At 44.3% G+C, this 18,014-nt stretch carries 15 protein-coding genes; 9 read left to right on the top strand and 6 right to left on the bottom strand.

Annotated features, from left to right (window positions below; genetic code table 11):
- The 4 genes from JJ941_RS14215 to JJ941_RS14200 all read left to right on the top strand — a co-directional run bounded on the left by JJ941_RS14215 (position 1) and on the right by JJ941_RS14200 (position 4,700).
- A complete protein-coding gene (locus tag JJ941_RS14215; protein WP_290966586.1) occupies positions 1 to 1,485 on the top strand; it encodes a monovalent cation/H+ antiporter subunit D family protein in 1,485 nt (494 codons plus the stop codon).
- A 2-nt stretch (positions 1,486 to 1,487) separates the two neighbouring features.
- Complete coding sequence (locus JJ941_RS14210; protein ID WP_290966583.1) at positions 1,488 to 1,703, top strand: hypothetical protein; 216 nt, start codon at positions 1,488 to 1,490, stop codon at positions 1,701 to 1,703.
- The gene (locus tag JJ941_RS14205; RefSeq protein ID WP_290966580.1) at positions 1,693 to 3,420 is read left to right on the top strand and encodes a Na(+)/H(+) antiporter subunit D; all 1,728 of its coding nucleotides are present in this window, start codon (positions 1,693 to 1,695) and stop codon (positions 3,418 to 3,420) included. Before JJ941_RS14210 ends, JJ941_RS14205 begins: the two co-directional genes overlap by 11 nt.
- Positions 3,421 to 3,569: 149 nt before the next feature.
- On the top strand, positions 3,570 to 4,700 hold the full coding sequence (locus JJ941_RS14200) for a BamA/TamA family outer membrane protein (RefSeq protein WP_290966577.1): 1,131 nt from the start codon (positions 3,570 to 3,572) through the stop codon (positions 4,698 to 4,700).
- A gap of 303 nt (positions 4,701 to 5,003) precedes the next feature.
- On the opposite strand, the gene nuoK is transcribed toward JJ941_RS14200, so the two are convergent.
- From nuoK to JJ941_RS14185, 3 genes are all read right to left on the bottom strand, one after another.
- The gene (nuoK, locus tag JJ941_RS14195) at positions 5,004 to 5,306 is read right to left on the bottom strand and encodes an NADH-quinone oxidoreductase subunit NuoK (protein WP_290966575.1); all 303 of its coding nucleotides are present in this window, start codon (positions 5,304 to 5,306) and stop codon (positions 5,004 to 5,006) included.
- 2 nt (positions 5,307 to 5,308) lie between these two features.
- Entirely contained in the window at positions 5,309 to 5,806 is a 498-nt protein-coding gene (locus tag JJ941_RS14190; RefSeq protein ID WP_290966571.1) for an NADH-quinone oxidoreductase subunit J, read from the bottom strand.
- A 124-nt stretch (positions 5,807 to 5,930) separates the two neighbouring features.
- Positions 5,931 to 6,737, bottom strand: coding sequence for an undecaprenyl-diphosphate phosphatase (locus JJ941_RS14185; RefSeq protein ID WP_290966568.1), 807 nt, complete (start codon positions 6,735 to 6,737; stop codon positions 5,931 to 5,933).
- Positions 6,738 to 6,813: 76 nt separating this feature from the next.
- Between JJ941_RS14185 and JJ941_RS14180 the strand changes: the two genes are divergently transcribed.
- Entirely contained in the window at positions 6,814 to 7,815 is a 1,002-nt protein-coding gene (locus JJ941_RS14180; RefSeq protein ID WP_290966565.1) for a MoxR family ATPase, read from the top strand.
- Positions 7,816 to 8,215: 400 nt separating this feature from the next.
- Here JJ941_RS14180 and rpsA read toward each other — a convergent pair whose 3' ends face one another.
- Together rpsA and cmk are read right to left on the bottom strand one after the other, a co-directional pair.
- Complete coding sequence (rpsA, locus tag JJ941_RS14175; RefSeq protein ID WP_290966562.1) at positions 8,216 to 10,219, bottom strand: 30S ribosomal protein S1; 2,004 nt, start codon at positions 10,217 to 10,219, stop codon at positions 8,216 to 8,218.
- Between the two features lie 58 nt (positions 10,220 to 10,277).
- Positions 10,278 to 10,946, bottom strand: coding sequence for a (d)CMP kinase (gene cmk, locus JJ941_RS14170; protein WP_290966559.1), 669 nt, complete (start codon positions 10,944 to 10,946; stop codon positions 10,278 to 10,280).
- Positions 10,947 to 11,074: 128 nt separating this feature from the next.
- Between cmk and rpsT the strand changes: the two genes are divergently transcribed.
- From rpsT to JJ941_RS14155, 3 genes are all read left to right on the top strand, one after another.
- A complete protein-coding gene (gene rpsT, locus JJ941_RS14165; protein WP_255135068.1) occupies positions 11,075 to 11,326 on the top strand; it encodes a 30S ribosomal protein S20 in 252 nt (83 codons plus the stop codon).
- A 12-nt stretch (positions 11,327 to 11,338) separates the two neighbouring features.
- Positions 11,339 to 12,859: a 2,3-bisphosphoglycerate-independent phosphoglycerate mutase gene (gene gpmI / locus JJ941_RS14160; protein ID WP_290966555.1), complete on the top strand. Its 1,521-nt coding sequence runs from the start codon at positions 11,339 to 11,341 to the stop codon at positions 12,857 to 12,859.
- A 140-nt stretch (positions 12,860 to 12,999) separates the two neighbouring features.
- Positions 13,000 to 15,585: an ATP-dependent Clp protease ATP-binding subunit gene (locus JJ941_RS14155; RefSeq protein WP_290966553.1), complete on the top strand. Its 2,586-nt coding sequence runs from the start codon at positions 13,000 to 13,002 to the stop codon at positions 15,583 to 15,585.
- A gap of 174 nt (positions 15,586 to 15,759) precedes the next feature.
- Here JJ941_RS14155 and JJ941_RS14150 read toward each other — a convergent pair whose 3' ends face one another.
- The gene (locus JJ941_RS14150; RefSeq protein WP_290966550.1) at positions 15,760 to 16,845 is read right to left on the bottom strand and encodes a hypothetical protein; all 1,086 of its coding nucleotides are present in this window, start codon (positions 16,843 to 16,845) and stop codon (positions 15,760 to 15,762) included.
- 121 nt (positions 16,846 to 16,966) lie between these two features.
- Between JJ941_RS14150 and JJ941_RS14145 the strand changes: the two genes are divergently transcribed.
- Positions 16,967 to 18,010: an NAD-dependent epimerase/dehydratase family protein gene (locus tag JJ941_RS14145; RefSeq protein ID WP_290966547.1), complete on the top strand. Its 1,044-nt coding sequence runs from the start codon at positions 16,967 to 16,969 to the stop codon at positions 18,008 to 18,010.
- The last annotated feature ends 4 nt before the right edge of the window (positions 18,011 to 18,014 follow it).

Here is an 18,014-nt window from a genome sequence, read left to right as displayed (position 1 = left end):
ATGGATCTTACGTACATCCCTTTATATGCTGTTCTTGTATCGCTGGCTGCGGTGCCGTTCATCTTGCTGAGTTCGAAGAAACCGAACTTGCGCGAGTTCTGGACCATCCTGGCCGGGGTAATTAAATTCCTGCTGGTACTTACACTATTACCTTCAGCCCTTGACGGAAATACTATTGAGCTTGAACTGCTTGAAATTGCTCCGAATCTTCCTCTGGTCCTCAAAGCCGATACCTTTGGAGTCTTCTTTGCATTGATTGCATCAGGACTATGGATCTTTACCTCATTTTATTCCATTGGCTATATGCGCGGTCATCATGAGAAAAAACAGACCCGCTATTTTGCCAGTTTTGCCATATGTCTGAGTTCCACTATCGGCATCGCCTTTTCCGGCAACCTTTTGACCTTCATTATCTTTTATGAGATGCTGACGCTGGCTACCTATCCTCTGGTTATTCACAGCGAAACCAAGAAAGGAATTGCTGCCGGCCGCAAGTATCTGACCTATACGTTAACCGCCGGATTACTTTTGATTGCAGCAGCCGGGATCACCTATTCCCTCACAGGGACACTTGATTTCCAGGCCGGCGGAATCTTTGAAGGCGTTGAGCTTTCTCAAACCATGGCAGTGACTATTTTCATCCTTTTTCTCGGAGGTGTTGGGGTGAAAGCCGGTATTATGCCGTTGCATAGCTGGCTTCCATCCGCGATGGCGGCTCCAACCCCTGTTAGTGCTTTATTGCATGCCGTAGCCGTGGTAAAATCCGGTGTATTTGGTGTGATCCGTGTAGTCGGATTTATATTCGGCCCGGAAGTTATGGCTGAATTCGGCCTGAATGAAATTCTGATGGTACTGGCCGGAATCACGGTATTGGTAGCTTCCCTCCTCGCCTTTGCACAAGACAATTTAAAACGAAGGCTGGCATATTCTACCGTAGGGCACCTTTCCTACATCGTATTGGGCGTAGCTCTACTAACCGAGACTGGTTTGGTTGGTAGTATTATGCATATTTCCTTTCACGCCACCATGAAGATCACCCTCTTCTTCTGTGCAGGAGCTATCATGGTGAATCTCCATAAAAAGAATATCAGCGACCTGAACGGAATTGCCAAAGTAATGCCGTGGACCATGGCCGCGTTTGTAATTGGGTCAATGGGCCTGGCAGGAATTCCCCCTGTAAACGGTTTTGTAAGTAAATGGTACCTCGCCTCCGGAGCATTGGAAGGTGGAATGCTCATCCCTGTCATTATCTTAGTAGTCAGTGGTTTATTAAATGTGGGATATTTCTTCCCGATCATTCACCGTGCTTATTTCCGAAAAGGAGGCCCTGAGTTGGAAGGCCATACGGAAGCTTCACCATTTATGGTGGTTCCGTTGTTTGGAACAGCCGTTCTCTCCATCTTATTCGGTTTAAACCCTGACCTCTTCTTTAACTTTTTTGACATGGCCACTTCGGTAGCATCCACAATTTTTAATCCATTGTAATTATGAAAAACTGGCACTGGATAGCACTTGGTATTTTACTCATTGTGAGCTTAATCCTCGAGTTTACTTATCTCGCAGATTACGCCTCTCACTGGTGGAATCATGTCCCGGCATTTTATGCACTTTGGGGCGGACTTGGATGTGCAGCATTGATTTTCATTTCCAAAGGATTAGGTAAAATTTTCATCTTAAGCGACGAAGACTATTATGATGCTTGAGCTTCTTTCTGTACCTGCTGTGATACTTATTTTAGGAGCTTTTGTGCTTCCACTGATACCGGAGCGTTTCCGAAGCACAGCCTTTATCACTTTCCCATTGGTTGCACTCGTAATGGTCTGGACCATGCCGGAAGGGAATCTTCTTCAAGTGCCTTTTGCAAGTTATGAATTAGATCTTTTAGCCGTTGACGGGCTGAGCCGAATATTCGGAATTATCTTTGCATTAATAACTGTAATCGGTGGAGTATATGCGTTCCACATTAAAGATCTTGGACAACAGAGTTCAGCCCTTGCTTATGCCGGGGGTGCTTTAGGGGTTACTTTTGCCGGAGATTTCTTCACTCTTTTTATTTTCTGGGAAATTATGGCCGCAGCCTCCTCTTACCTGATCTGGGCCAGAGAAACCAAAGAATCTGCCAAAGCAGGAATGCGCTACCTGTTAGTTCACATTTTTGGCGGGGGACTATTATTCACCGGAATTTTATTGCACCTGAGCAGCGGCGGTTCTTTATACATAGAAAGCATTGAACCTGCTTTCACGGCAGCAAACATTTTTATGTTACTGGGTGTGGCTTTGAACACAGCCGTTCCACCACTTCATGCATGGCTTGCAGATGCATATCCTAAAGCGACTATAACCGGTGCAGTTTTCATGTGTGCTTTGACTACCAAGTCTGCCGTTTACGTTATGATCCGCCTTTTCCCAGGCTGGGAGATCCTGATCTGGGTTGGTGTGATTATGGCCATCTATGGAACTATTTATGCCCTACTCGCTAATGATATCCGCGAGATTCTGGCCTACAGTATTATTAGTCAGATCGGATATATGGTAACAGCAATAGGGATTGGAACAGAATTGGCACTGAATGGAGCAACGGCTCACGCCTTCAATCACATCATTTATAAGTCTCTGCTTTTCATGGCGGCCGGAGCTGTTATTCATGCTACCGGAACCAGTAAGCTGAGCGAAATGGGTGGATTTGCCAAAAAGATGCCATTGATTGTTAGCCTTTATATGGTTGGGGCGCTATCAATTTCAGGGATGCCCTTCCTGAACGGTTTTGTAAGTAAAACCATGATCTCAGGGGCGCTTGGAGATGCACATCTGGAATGGCCCATCCTGCTTTTACTTATCGCTACTATTGGTACATTTCTTCATACCGGACTTAAACTTCCTTACTTCACCTGGTTTGCTGAAAAGAAAACTGATTTTGAAGTTTCAGCCATCCCAACCAATATGAAAGTAGCTATGGGTCTGGGTGCATTATTTTGCATTCTGTTTGGCGTGGCTCCACAGCTACTATACAGCCAGCTTCCATATCCCACCGACTTTCAGCCATTTTCTATCTATAACTTTGTAGAGATGACTCAAATACTTGTTTTAGCATTTGTTGGATTCTGGTTCCTGAAAAACCACCTCAATGTATCTTCTACCATTTCACTCGATACCGATTGGTTTTATCGCCGACCTGCAGGTGTAGTTCGTACGGTCTTTGTTCAGTTTCCTAATAATCTTTTTGGCCTTGCTGAAACATTTTCCCTGCAAATTGCTGACAGGCTCTCAGGTCTTTCCGAAAACCCAATCAAGGTACTGCTCCCCTCGTTTGTCTTTAGTGGCAGAGAGATCAAGTCAGACGGCTTTACTGCATCTATGAGTGCCGCTCTTGCTTTTATTTTGTTTGGGTTTATTGTAGCTGCATTATTTGTATTACTTTGAGGTCAATACCTGCCGTTTGCCTTTATCCTCGAAACTCTTTTCGGAAAAGTATCTGCTTTCTTTTTTCATCATTAAAACTGGCTGTGCAATAGTTGAACATTTCCCTCAAACATAAATTCTACCTTTGTCTGTTACTTTCCTGGGTTGGATTGATCCCAATTTCACTCCTTCAGGCTCAGGCTCCAAGTCCGTCTGCACAAACCGCTGCACAGCAAGATAGTATTGAATTCGCCTTTTTGCCCGCCATCGCTTATGACAGTGACCTTGGGGTAATTGCCGGAGGAATAGCCAGCCGGTACCATTATCGCGGGGATATGAAGCCCTTCTATTCTTTTTTGAATATGTATGGTCTCATTACCACCAAAGGATTGATCTCTGTATTCGTGGAATACGACAAGCCCCACATCTTTGGCTCTGATAAACGCTTTTATACTGAGACTTTTGTGTCGCGGTTTACCGGTAATCAGTATTACGGGATTGGGAATTATGGCAAACTACCTGATGCGTTAAAAGACAGTAGCGACTATTATTTCTATAACTCCTTCTCCCTCGGCTTTGATATCATGTTGCGGAAGCCATGGCTGCAAAAAGCGAGCGGCAATCAGCTGGATGTATATGGGAAAGCCGTATTTGAATATGAAACTCCCTGGGGTAATGATGATGCTCAGCTATTGGTCGCAGACCAACCCAAGGGCATCAACGGCTCCCATATTTCGGCGCTGGGCGGAGGTATTGTCTGGGAAGGACGCAATAATGAATTCAACCCCACTACCGGAACCTATGCCCGCGCAGGAGCTGAGATTGGAAGTAAATTCATTGCCAGCTCCTACAATTACCTGCTGGTTGAAACGGACATCCGTGCTTACACTTCATTCACCCTTCTGCGTGAAATCACCTTTGCAAACCGGCTCTCATTTAAGCACACCTCCGGAACTATTCCTTACTGGAAAAAGCCGGACTTGGGTGGCGGAGATAAGATGCGTGGGTATCCCGAGTACAGATTTCGGGACGACAACTCTGTCCTGCTGAATTCAGAATTAAGAACCTGGCTTTTTGAAATTCCGTCTATCACTTCAAAATTCGGCGGAACCTTATTCACCGACATTGGGCGAACGTTCCCGAATGGCGAATCTGTCGATACCATCATAAACGACCTGAAATATACCTACGGCTTCGGTATTACTGCATCCTTCTTCACGGAAGACTTCATACTCAGAACAGATGTCGGATTCTCAGAAGAAGAGTACGGGGTTTACGTCACAGCCGGTTACCTGTTCTGATTGAGGGTTTTTGTTGGAGAGACTCCGAGTTCGGTATCCTTGTAGGTATTAAATAATCCGATAAGATATATACCCCAAGCCCTAAAAGTTTGACGCCTAAGCAGCAACATCTATATAAGACTGGTTTAAAAACTAAGAACCTCCAAGCGTCCGCTTGGACCAGTTAGCAATTTCCTTCCCCTGTCATTAGTAATTCTTCCCACGTTTTTCACAATCTTATTTACAATAAAAAAGCCCTCCTGAAATCAGGAAGGCTTTAACCAAAACAACACAAAAGGTTGTTGTGTCGTATAAAATCGGTTACTACCAGCGCAGTAAGTTTATCTTACCAACATCCACCGTGAGGTTATTCCGGAAAATGGCAATGATAATAGCTAACCCTACCACAGCTTCGGCAGCTGCTACAGCCAAAGCAAAAAATACCAGAACCTGACCGTCAATATTTCCGTGGTGACTGGCAAATGAAACCAGTGATAAGTTCACGGCATTCAGCATCAGTTCCACACACATAAAAATCACAATGGCATTTCGGCGAATCAGTACACCAATAATACCAATGGTAAACATGATCGCACTTAATCCTAAAAACCAGTCAATTCCAACCATAATTAAATCTCGTCTGTTCTTTTAATTTTATGCTGTGCAATCATCAATGCCCCAACTACGGCTGCGGTAAGTAAAACGGCCGTCATTTCAAATGGCAGCAGGTAATCGGTGTAGAGCACATCACCAACAGCTTCCACCGTTCCTATAGTAGCCATCTGCCCCGAAATTTGGGGGAGCATGTCTGTAACTCCGGCAAGGCTGTAAAAAATTTGCCCCATCACTACCATTGCTAATAAAAACGTCAGCAAATATTTCACGCGGAACTTGTCAAATAACTTCTCTTCATCTTCCACATTCAGTAACATGATTACGAACAGGAACAATACCATGATGGCTCCGGCATATACCAGAATTTGAATAACCGCCAGGAACTGAGCATTCAGTATCAGAAAGATTCCGGCCAGTGAAACCATGTTCAAAACAAGGAACAAGGCACTGTTTACGACATTTTTGTTGATGACCATAGCCAGGGCAGAACCAATGGCTAAGACTGCTAACATGATGAAAAAATAAACGATCATAAATAATCTGTTTTGTGAGCGCCAAAGGTAGCCATATTTGCTTCCGGCTTCAAGAACTGACGGCGCTATTTTTTCGATTTAATGAATTTTATTCCAAAAAACATCAGATAATGAAATAGATGAGTCCGGCACCGCCTACCAACCAGCAGTAATATGAAAAATAATGAAATCCTTTTTTCTTGAGTATCATGATCAGGTACTTTAATGCAAAATACCCGGAAATAAATGAGGTCAGGAATCCAACCACCAGGCTTATCATTTGGGCGTCACTCACACCTACTTCCATCATCTCATTGAACTGAAGCAGCATAGCTCCTGCTATTACCGGTATTACCATCAGGAATGAAAAGTTGGCTGCATCTTCCCTCTTCACCCCTAAATATAAAGAGACTGAAATGGTTGACCCGGCTCTGCTCACACCGGGAATCATGGCAAAGGCCTGTGCCAATCCAATTATAAAGCTTTTGGGAAGATTAATGTTTTTCATAGTGTCTCCGGCAAATCGGGTTAGAAACAAAATCAAGCCGGTTACCATTAACATGATCGAAACCAGCAAGGGATCCATAAATATTTCTTCGATATAATCTTTCATAGTGAATCCAATTACCATGGCAGGAATCATACTCACCAAAATGAAGCCGATCAGTTTTACCTGCGGATCTTCCTTCTTCTGAGTCGGAGCTTTCAGAAATCCCACTCCCGACATCAGCAAATCTCCCAATAGTTTTCGGTAGTAAAGCAGAATGGCGCACAAGCTCCCAAAATGAACCACCACCTCGTAGGTAATGCCGGCTTCAAGGTCGCCACCTAAAATATACTTACCTAATACAAGGTGTCCTGAGCTGCTGATAGGAAGAAATTCTGTGATTCCCTGGATGAGTCCTAATAAAAAAGATTGTAAAACGTCCATTTATTATATTTGTTCACTTTTTGAAGGCGAGAAAATAATCATATCATCAGCTAATACTAAAAAAAGAATTTACGAAATGAGTGAATACGCAATTGACATGGAAGCGCTGGGCGAGAAAATTGAAAAGAACAGCGCCTTTATTGAAGACATTCGAAAAGAGTTAGACAAGGTGATCATCGGGCAGCGGTACATGATTGACCGCTTGTTGGTAGGGTTATTGACCAACGGACACGTACTGCTTGAAGGTGTTCCCGGCCTGGCCAAGACCCTGACGGTCTCCAGCTTGGCTACAGTTTTGGATACGGCTTTTCAACGCATTCAGTTTACGCCCGACCTACTCCCTGCCGACCTGATCGGTACGCTCATTTACAATCAAAAAGAAGCAGAGTTCCTTGTTAAAAAAGGTCCGATCTTCGCGAACATCATTTTAGCGGATGAGATCAACCGTTCTCCTGCAAAAGTGCAAAGTGCGCTCCTCGAAGCCATGCAGGAAAAGCAGGTTACCATTGGTGAAAATACTTTCAAACTGGACGAACCGTTTTTGGTTCTTGCCACCCAGAATCCTGTGGAACAGGAAGGAACCTACCCGCTGCCGGAAGCTCAGGTTGACCGTTTTATGCTGAAGCTGAAAATCGATTACCCAACCGAAAAAGAGGAAATGCTGATTATGCGTCAGCAGGCCAAAACCGGTAAGAAGGAAGAGTTGAATAAAGTCGTAAGTCCTGCCAAAATTTTAGAAGCCCGCTCTACCATCAACGAAATCTATATGGATGAAAAGGTGGAACAATATATCGTTGACCTGGTTTTTGCCACACGTAAGCCCAAAAACTACAACCTGGATGATCTCGAGGATTTAATCAGCTTTGGAGCCTCTCCGCGAGCCACTATCAACCTCAACCTCGCCTCCCGGGCGCAAGCCTTTATGGAGCACCGCGCGTACGTTACACCGGAAGATGTGCGGACTATAGCGATGGATGTATTAAGGCACCGCATTATCCCTACTTTTGAAGCGGAAGCCGAGGACATCACTCCGGAAGATATTGTAACGAGGATTATGAACAATGTTCAGGTGCCGTAAGAACATCCAACAAGGAACATCGAATTTAGAACATTGAAGTTTTTAAGGCGCCGTTTGGCGCTTTTTTTTGTTATCGAGTCATCGCGAGGAGCCCACTTGCCTGACCTTAAATCTCTCAGTATTTCGACGTGGCGATCTCCCTGGTCTATTTATGACTCTTATTTAATTAACTAACCCTTTCTACTCCCCGGACAAATCAAAAACCGGTCGTTCGGTCCATCGGCAAATCGCAGTTCTTTTGGATTTAACTCTCGTTACGAACTTCCAGTTCGTAACGCCTGCCAGAACCTCTGGTTCATGTTTGTAAATCATTTATACCCAGTTCAATCTAAGATTTAATAAAAAAGCCTCGCTCAATTTAATGAACGAGGCTTAATAACTTTAGAAAGCTATTCGAGAATTATTCTTCTTCGTCAGAAGATTCGTCCTCAGCTTCTTCAGCTTTTGCTTCTTCCTCAGCCTCTTTCTTCTTGGCTTTGGCAGCATCCGCTTTCTTCTGAGCTTCGGCTTTCTCTTTTTCTTCCATGTCTTTCTTCAAAGCTGCAAGGCCTGACATTTCACCGAGCGTTGGAGCGCCGGTTTCAGTGTTAGCACTTTCAACTTTCTTCTTAGCTTTCTTGGCTTTGTTCTTGTCAGAATCAAGCTGACTCAATTCGATGTTTTTGTTTCCTTCATCGAAGTTCAGAACAAATGCGTCTTCAACTTTATCACCTTCTTTGTATTCGGCTTCTGTTGATTTAGCATAGCTTAAGAATGCTTCAGCACCTAATGGAAGCTTCACAAATACGCCTTTATCGGTAGTTTTAACAACTTCACCTTCAACGGTGTTACCCGGTGCGTACTCTTCAGCATATTGTTTCCATGGGTTGTCTTCCACTTGCTTGTGGCCAAGGGTGATTCGACGGTTGTCGAAGTCAACACCAAGAATTACAACCTCAATTTCCTGATCTTTGTCAACCACTTCATTTGGATGGTCCACTTTCTCAGTCCAGCTCAGGTCAGAAACGTGAATCAAGCCGTCAATACCGGGCTCGAGCTCAACGAATACTCCAAAGTTGGTAAGGTTGCGAACAACGCCGGTGTGCTTGGATCCAACAGGGAAACGATCAAGGATGTCTGCCCATGGATCATCTTCAAGCTGCTTAACACCAAGAGAAATTTTCTTCTCTTCTTCGTTGATGTTCAGAACAATACATTCTACGATGTCATCTTTCTCAACTAACTGAGACGGATGCTTAATGTGCTGTGTCCATGACATTTCAGAAATGTGGATCAGACCTTCAACACCTTTCTCGAGCTCAATAAATGCACCGTAATCAGCGATAGAAACAACGCGACCCTGTACTTTATTTCCTTCAGGAAACTTCTCGTTGATAGCGTCCCATGGGTGTGGTTGAAGTTGCTTCAGACCCAGAGATACTCGTTTACTTTTCTCGTCAAAGTCGATAACGGCAACGTTCATGCGCTGGTCGAGTTGAACAATCTCGTGCGGATCGTCAACACGTCCCCAAGAGAGGTCCGTAATGTGAAGCAGTCCGTCAACACCACCAAGGTCGATGAATACACCGAAGTCAGTAATGTTTTTAACAGCACCTTCGAGAACCTGACCGGCTTCGATGGTTTCGAGAATTTCTTCACGCTGCTCTTCAAGATCAGACTCAATAAGTGCACGGTGAGATACAACCACGTTTTCAGCGGCCATATTTAGCTTAACAACCTGGAACTCCATGGTTTTGCCTACATAGGCGTCGAAGTCACGTACAGGTCGTACGTCGATTTGAGAACCGGGCAGGAATGCGTCGATGCCTAATACATCTACAACCATACCACCTTTAATGCGTCGCTTGATATATCCTTCAATAATATCACCATCGTCATGAGAAGCTTCAATTTTCTCCCATGCTTTCAGGATATCTGCTTTACGGCGAGATAGAATTAACTGTCCTTCTTTGTCCTCAACGCGATCAAGGAATACTTCCACTTCATCGCCGGGCTCCATTGCTTCCAGAGCTTCGTTAGAAAACTCATTTACCTGGATGATACCTTCAGACTTGAAACCGATATCTACAACAACGTACTTCTCATCTACTGAGACAACACGGCCGTGTACAATTTCTTTTTCTTCAATTTCATTGAGGGTGTCTTCATACATATCCACCATCTCATTGTACTCATCATCGGAGTATTCATCGGATGGACGCTGGAGGTCTTCAAGATTGTACACCTCTCCTTCCACGTCTCCGGAGTACACATGAGTCATTGTTTCTTTTCTCTCTTCAGCGGCTTGCTCTTCGGCTGTAGTTTCTTCTTGTACTTGCTCTTCCGCTTCAGCTACTGCTGTTTCCTCAGCCGTGTTTTCAGCTGTTTCTTGTTCTGCTTGTTCTTGTTTTACTTCGTCAGTCATTATGTTTGGTTATTGGTTTACCTCACAATTGACTTTCAATTGTGGGATAAGTTTATGGTTAATTGTTTTTCTGCGTTGATATCAATCGTTCTATTTTTTCACTGATGAAAGCGACTTGCTCCTCAAAAGTCATTTCGGATGTATCCACCAAAATGGCATCATCGGCTTTTTTGAGCGGATCAGAATCCCGGTTAGAGTCTTTCTCATCCCGCCCGGCAATATTTTGCTTCACTTCTTCAAGCGTCACATCTTTGCCCTGAGCTTTCACTTCCTGATATCTTCGCTGTGCTCGTGTATCCAAATCGGCAACCATAAAAAATTTCAAGGCTGCGTCAGGGAAAACAGCGGTTCCTAAGTCCCTTCCATCGGCGATGTATATATCGGTCTTAACAACTTCGCGCATCAAATCATTTAAGTGCGCGCGCACATCAGGGTTAGAAGCCACCTCACTTACATGCTCAGAAACTTCCATACTCCTTATCTGATCGCTAACATCACGACCATTTAAATACGCATGAAACTTTTCATTCTTGAAGTGAAAGCTAATATCACTTTCTCTCAGTGTGTCAAAGAACTGTGGTAAATCTTTATTAACGTCCAGGTATAACAAGGTAGCAACGCGATACAACGCTCCGGAGTCAAGAAATTGAATCTGAAGGTTGGCCGCTACGGCCTTTGCTGTTGAACTTTTGCCCGATCCTGCGGGTCCATCAATTACCACTATCATAACAGATCAGCTAAATTAAACTTATCCTGTTAATTATTCAATCATTTCTTGTTTAATATTTTCATAACTCTTAATTTTGGTTTCTCGGAAAAATCCGAGGAAAAGATAATTTCAAAAGCATATTAGCAATGCCAATAACTGAACAAGCCAAAAAAAGAGTACGACAGGCTGAAAAACACAGAGATCATAACCGAAGCCGAAAGTCTAAAATGAGATCTTTGGTTAAGAACGTGTACGAAATTGAAGATAAAGCCAAAGCCGAAGAAGCTTTAAAAGAAGCTGTATCGTACCTCGACCGTATGAGCGTTAAAGGTATTATTCATAAAAATAATGCAGCGCGCAAAAAAGCTCAGTTAACTAAATACGTTAACAACCTATAAAGATAAAGCTGGATGGCCAACGCCGAATCGAAAGCTCTGCTCGTCATTTTAGATGGATTCGGGTTGGCTGAAAACCCAGAGGTCAGCGCGGTGGATAAAGCTGACACGCCTTTCATCGACTCCCTTTTCCAAAATTATCCGCATGCCAAACTTTCTGCCAGTGGAGAAAATGTAGGTCTCCCAGACGGTCAATTCGGAAATTCTGAAGTCGGACACCTTAATATAGGTGCCGGCAGAATTGTATGGCAGGAACTTTCCCGAATCAATAAAGCCATTCAAGACGGCTCGTTTTTTGAGAACGAAAAACTGCTGGCAGCTGTAGAAAAAGCCAAATCCCGGAACAAGATTCACATTATGGGTCTTTTTTCTGACGGAGGCGTTCACAGCCACAACGAACACCTGTTTGCATTGCTTGAGCTCTGCAAAAAGCATGGCATCGAAAATGTAAACGTGCATGCTTTCACCGATGGACGGGATACCTCCCCTAACGGTGGAATTGAATACGCAAAAGAGTTTGAGGCCAAAGCACAGGAAGTTGGCGTTGGGCAGCTTTCTTCCATTGTAGGAAGGTATTACGCTATGGACCGGGATAACCGCTGGGAGCGCATCAAGCTGGCTTACGACCTGCTTGTGCATGGAGAAGGAGAGAAATTTGAGTCGGCCTCCAAAGGTTTTAAAGCTTCATACGAGGCAAAGGTAACCGATGAATTTATAAAACCGATTTTGCTGGACGACAGCCCCGAATCACGCATACAGAAAGGTGATGTGGTGATTTTCTATAACATTCGCGGTGATCGGGCCCGTCAGATTTCCCGAGCTTTAAATGAAGACGGGTTCAGTGAATTTGAGGTGGAAGATCTGGATCTTCATTACACCACCTTTACTTCCTATGATGAAACTTTTGAGTTTGCACGTGTAGCCTATCCCCCACAGGAACTCTCAAATACCATGGGTGAATGGATCAGTAATCAGGGACTGAGGCAGTTTCGAATTGCAGAGACGGAAAAATATCCGCACGTGACCTATTTCTTTAACGGCGGAGTGGAAACTCCGAACAAGGGAGAAGAACGAATCGTGATTCCAAGCCCGAAGGTAGCTACCTACGACCTTCAACCCGAAATGAGCGCTGAGCAGGTTGCGGACACATTGTGCAAACAGCTATCAACTGAAAAACATCACTTTGTTGTGCTCAATTTTGCCAATCCCGATATGGTTGGCCATACCGGTGTGATGGAAGCCGCTATAGAAGCTGTGGAAACGGTCGATAAACAACTGGAGCGCGTGATCGAAACCGCAAACAAACACGGTTATCGCACGCTCATAATTGCAGATCATGGCAATGCCGACTGCATGATTAAGGAAGATGGAAGTCCGCATACAGCGCATACTACCGCTTTGGTACCGGCTATTGTTGTTAATTATCCGGAAGAAATCAGCTTAAGCGATGGCATACTGGCGGACGTATCCCCTACGCTCCTAAAGCTTATGGGGATTGAGCAACCAAAAGAAATGACCGGCAAATCGTTATTTTAATTTCAGCGATTAGCATTTAGTTTGCATTTACTTTTCCGCGCTACTACCTTCGAGTAGTAATGAACTAAAGCAGTGTTTCACACGTTTTTTTATCTGAATATTCACAGATTTATTTAGCAATTATTTAAGGAACTCGTCAGATGGAGGGAAATTTTTCAAGCAAAGTTCGAGATGTAATTCAGTTTAGCCGTGAAGAAGCTTTACGGTTAGGACATGATTATATCGGAACGGAGCATTTAATATTAGGTATCGTTCGATTAGGTGATGGAGTGGCAGTCCGGATTCTTAAAAATCTGGATTGTGATCTTTTTAAACTTAAAAAGACCATTGAAGACACCGTTCGAGGAACCGGTGGATCTGTACAGGTTGGAAACATTCCGCTCACCAAACAAGCCGAAAAAGTACTACGGATCACCTATCTGGAGGCTAAGCTTTACAAAAGTGACACCATCGGCACCGAACATCTTCTGTTATCTCTCCTGAGAGATGATGAAAATATCGCTGCACAAATACTGCAACAGTTCAGCATTTCTTACGATGCAGTTCGCGAAGAACTGGATCTTATCATATCCGGAAAATCTCGTGATGACCATAGCGATTCCTCGTCTATGACTGCGAGTGCTTCTACATCCAAAGGATCCGGTTCCGGATCAGGGAGCTCAAGGGAAAAGAAAATGGAAAAATCAAAAACACCAGTACTCGACAACTTTGGCCGTGACCTTACCGAGATGGCTGAAGAAGGTCGCCTCGACCCTATCATCGGCCGGGAAAAAGAAATTGAACGTGTGGCCCAGGTACTGAGCCGCCGTAAAAAGAACAATCCGGTGCTTATTGGTGAACCGGGCGTAGGTAAAACCGCCATCGCTGAAGGACTGGCAACTCGCATCATAGAACGCAAAGTGTCTCGCGTCCTTTATGATAAGCGCGTTATTGCTCTGGATCTGGCTGCATTGGTAGCCGGCACAAAATACCGGGGTCAGTTTGAAGAGCGCATGAAAGCGGTAATGACCGAGCTTGAGAAAACAGACGATGTTATCCTGTTTATTGATGAACTTCACACTATTGTTGGGGCCGGTGGAGCAAGCGGATCGCTGGATGCATCCAATATGCTTAAACCAGCTCTTGCGCGTGGTGATGTTCAGGCCATTGGCGCAACTACATTGAATGAGTACCGTCAGTTTATTGAAAAAGATGGTGCCCTAGAACGACGTTTCCAGAAAATAATGGTTGACCCGACTACACCGGAAGAAACCACCGAGATTTTAAATCAGATTAAACCCAAGTACGAGAAACACCACAGCGTCCGCTTCACGGATGATGCGATTGATGCCTGTGTTAAACTCACCGATCGTTATGTAACCGATCACTTCCTCCCCGACAAAGCCATTGATGCTTTAGATGAAGCAGGAGCCCGTGTTCACTTATCCAATATCACGGTTCCGCAGAACATCATTGATCTGGAAGAGGAAATTGAGACCACCAGCGAAGAGAAAAACTCGATGGTGAAAAAGCAGCGCTTTGAAGAAGCTGCCCGTCTCCGTGATAAAGAAAAACGACTGATTGAAGAGCTTGAAGTTGCTCAACGTCAGTGGGAAAAAGAGTCTGAAAACATTGTTTATGATGTTAATGAAGAAGACGTTGCTTCCGTAATTGCCATGATGAGTGGCGTTCCTGTCAACAAAATCACCCAGAAAGAAGGCCAGAAACTGCTCAAGATGAAGAAAGAGCTGAGCGGCCAGGTGATTGGACAGGACGAAGCAATTGTGAAATTGACCAAAGCTATCCAGCGTACCCGCGCCGGACTGAAAGACCCAACCCGCCCGATCGGTTCGTTTATATTTCTTGGGCCAACCGGTGTTGGTAAAACAGAAATGGCCAAGGTTCTTTCCAAGTATTTATTTGATAAAGAAGACACACTCATTCGCATTGACATGAGTGAGTATATGGAGAAGTTTTCCGTATCCCGACTGGTAGGAGCTCCTCCCGGCTACGTTGGATATGAAGAAGGCGGAGTGCTCACTGAAAAAGTACGCCGTAAGCCATATAGCGTGATTCTTCTGGATGAAATTGAAAAAGCACACCCGGATGTATTCAACATCTTACTACAGGTGCTGGATGATGGAATCCTGACCGACAGCCTCGGCCGTCGCGTTGACTTCCGTAATACGATTATCATTATGACTTCTAACATCGGAGCACGTGATATCCGGAATATGGGTAAAGGCATCGGTTTTGATACTGATGACTCTGCTTTCGATTACGCTAAGATGAAATCAACCATCCAGGATGCTCTTAAAAAGGTATTCAATCCTGAATTCCTGAATCGTATCGATGACGTGATTACATTCCGTCCGCTCGAGAAAGACGATATCTTCCAAATCATCGACCTGATGAACGAAGATCTCTTCAAGCGCATCAAGGAGCTGGGTTATGAAATTGAAGTGACCAAAGCTGCCAAGGAATTCATTACCGATAAAGGCTTCGATCAGAAATACGGAGCACGACCTCTGAAGCGTGCTATCCAGAAGTATATCGAAGATCCTTTAGCCGAAGAGTTGCTCGAGAACGAACATAATGAAGGTTCTCTCATCAAGATTAAGATGAACAACTCTCGTGACGGACTCGAGTTCGACTGGAAAGAAGCGGAACCTTCTGCCTCCAAAAGCGAGAACGGCGAAGAAGCTAAGGAAGAAGAGGATACATCAGAAAAGCCGAAAGAAGCTTAAGCTGAGATTCTTCTTAAAGAAACTAAAGCCGGTGCATAATATATGTACCGGCTTTTTTATTGAGTACACTTTCCGGAATTAATGCTTGCTTACTTGATACCAAACCTCACAAGCCCGGATTAAGGAGATCGCGGGTCTGAGCCCGCGATGACAGTTCAGAAGTATGAGATTAGATTAAAAACTTACGCTCAGGTTAAGCGCTTTGCTCAATCCGGTTAAAGAATAGCTGTTCGAACCAGTGCGATCTAAGCTCACAGAAAGCAAATCAGAGATACCTAACTGCCCGCTGTAGTCTTGACGTTCGATTGCCCTTGCTTCTACATTGATTGCATGAAATTCTACTCCCGATAACACCGAACCGGCTATATCAGCGGTTAAGGCAATGATCGTGTTATCTTGCGGTACATACTCCGCGAAATGCAGCATAGAACGGAAGCTCGTGCTTCCTTCTCTTTCTCCGTCAATCACAGAATAGACTCCCACCCTGCTATTAGATCTGATCGTTACAAATTCTCCATCTTCGGAAAACCTCAGATCGGCAACACTCTGATTAAAGGAAAAAGTCTCCAGTTCATTTCCAAAACGATCCATCACATCAACTTTATCGTCTTCACCATCTTTATAAGACACAACTGCAATCAGCTGACCGTTCTCAGAAACTTTAATGAACCGGATGGCGCGATCTCCGCTGTAGAAAATATCAGTGGTCGTCCAGTTCGGCTTAACAATACGTGCACGGGATCCTTCGATCTGATCACGAACTATCTTGGGGTTATACAAAACCACGGTTTTAAAAGCAGGGTCGGCAGCCAGTTCTGAAACCGACTCACCTTCTGTACTTTGAGAGCTATTGGAAATCGATTGTTCAATGCTTCCCGATTCATCAAAAAACAGAAAATTGGCAATATTCTCTCGCACAATAAATCCGCCATTCGGCTTTACATAAACTTTTGCTGAATTGTCACCTGGCTGAAGCTGATAAGCGGATGAATTATACAATTCCTTACCACCACCTTCATAAACGGTAACCCCGGAAATACCTAACGCTCCGGATAAAGCCGTAAGGGAATTCAGGTCAGAAGAAGCAGCTCCTGATGTGAAACCAAGAGAGGTTTTGCTCATGCTGATTTGATGTCCGGCTACCGTAAATTCGCCGGCACTGTTACTGCGAGTGGAAGATGATTCGGATATACGAAGTGACTGCGAAAAAGCTGTTACAGAAATCAACGTAAAAACAATAAAGGGAATAGTATATTTCATGAGTGATTTTTGATTAAATGCACTGCAAAGAACGGGATTTTTCAACAATATTTCTTCTTTTTCAAAGGCTTTTTCTCAAAATTCATATCTTCAGCAAAAATCTGAAAAACAAACTCTTTATATGGGCTATCATCTAATTACAGGCGGATGCGGATTCGTCGGAAGAAACTTTGTAAAACGACTTCACAAAACCACGGACGATACCATCTTCTTTATTGATGATTTATCCGTTGGCACTCACCCTTCTGACTGGCTTCCGGATGGCACTCCGACCCGTAAAGAAAACGGACTCGAGTTTTTCGGGGATGATGAACGCATGGTATTCCTGAAGCAGGATGCCCGCTATTTTATCCGGGCCATGCTGGATAATGAAAATCACATCAACGATACCTACGGGCTGGACGTAACCCGCTTCAAAGATGTATTTCACTTTGCAGCTATTGTGGGTGGAAGAGCGAAAATTGATGGTGACCCCATGCTTGTGGCCCTCGACCTGTCTATTGATGCAGAATTCTTTCTGTGGGTATGCCGCCAGAAACCTAATCGTGTTCTGTATCCAAGTTCCAGTGCGGCTTACCCGGTTGACCTTCAAACCGAAGAAGATGCTATTGCACTGAGTGAAAGTGATATCGATTTCAAAAATATGGGTCAGCCCGATATGACGTACGGCTGGTCTAAATTAACCGGTGAGTATCTCGCGTACATCGCTGCCAAATACTATGGGGTATCTGTTACTTGTATCCGGCCTTTCTCAGGTTATGGCGAAGACCAGGACCTTTCCTATCCTATCCCAGCTATTGCCCGGCGTGCCGCTCTCAAAGAAGATCCTTTTGAAGTTTGGGGAACCGGTCAACAAGGCCGTGACTTTGTGCACATTGAAGACGTGATGGATTGCACCCTCCACGCTATGGAAAGAATTACCGATGGCCGAGCGATTAATATTGGCAGTGGCCGACTGACCACCTTCCTCGAAATTATCGAGATTTTCACTGAATTCGCCGGTTATGATCCGGAAATCAAAAAATTACTGGATAAACCTGTAGGTGTACATTCCCGATATGCGGATATGAGCTACGTGAATGAAGAACTCGACTGGAAGCCCAAACTATCTCTGCGGGAAGGCATGCGACGCGTTTATGACGTTGCCGTAGAGAAATACGCTTAAGCTG

Origin of the sequence: Gracilimonas sp. (assembly GCF_017641085.1) — a bacterium.
GTDB lineage: Bacteria > Bacteroidota > Rhodothermia > Balneolales > Balneolaceae > Gracilimonas.
The sequence above is the reverse complement of the archived record's forward strand: the minus strand, read 5'-3'. Positions and strand labels throughout refer to the sequence as shown.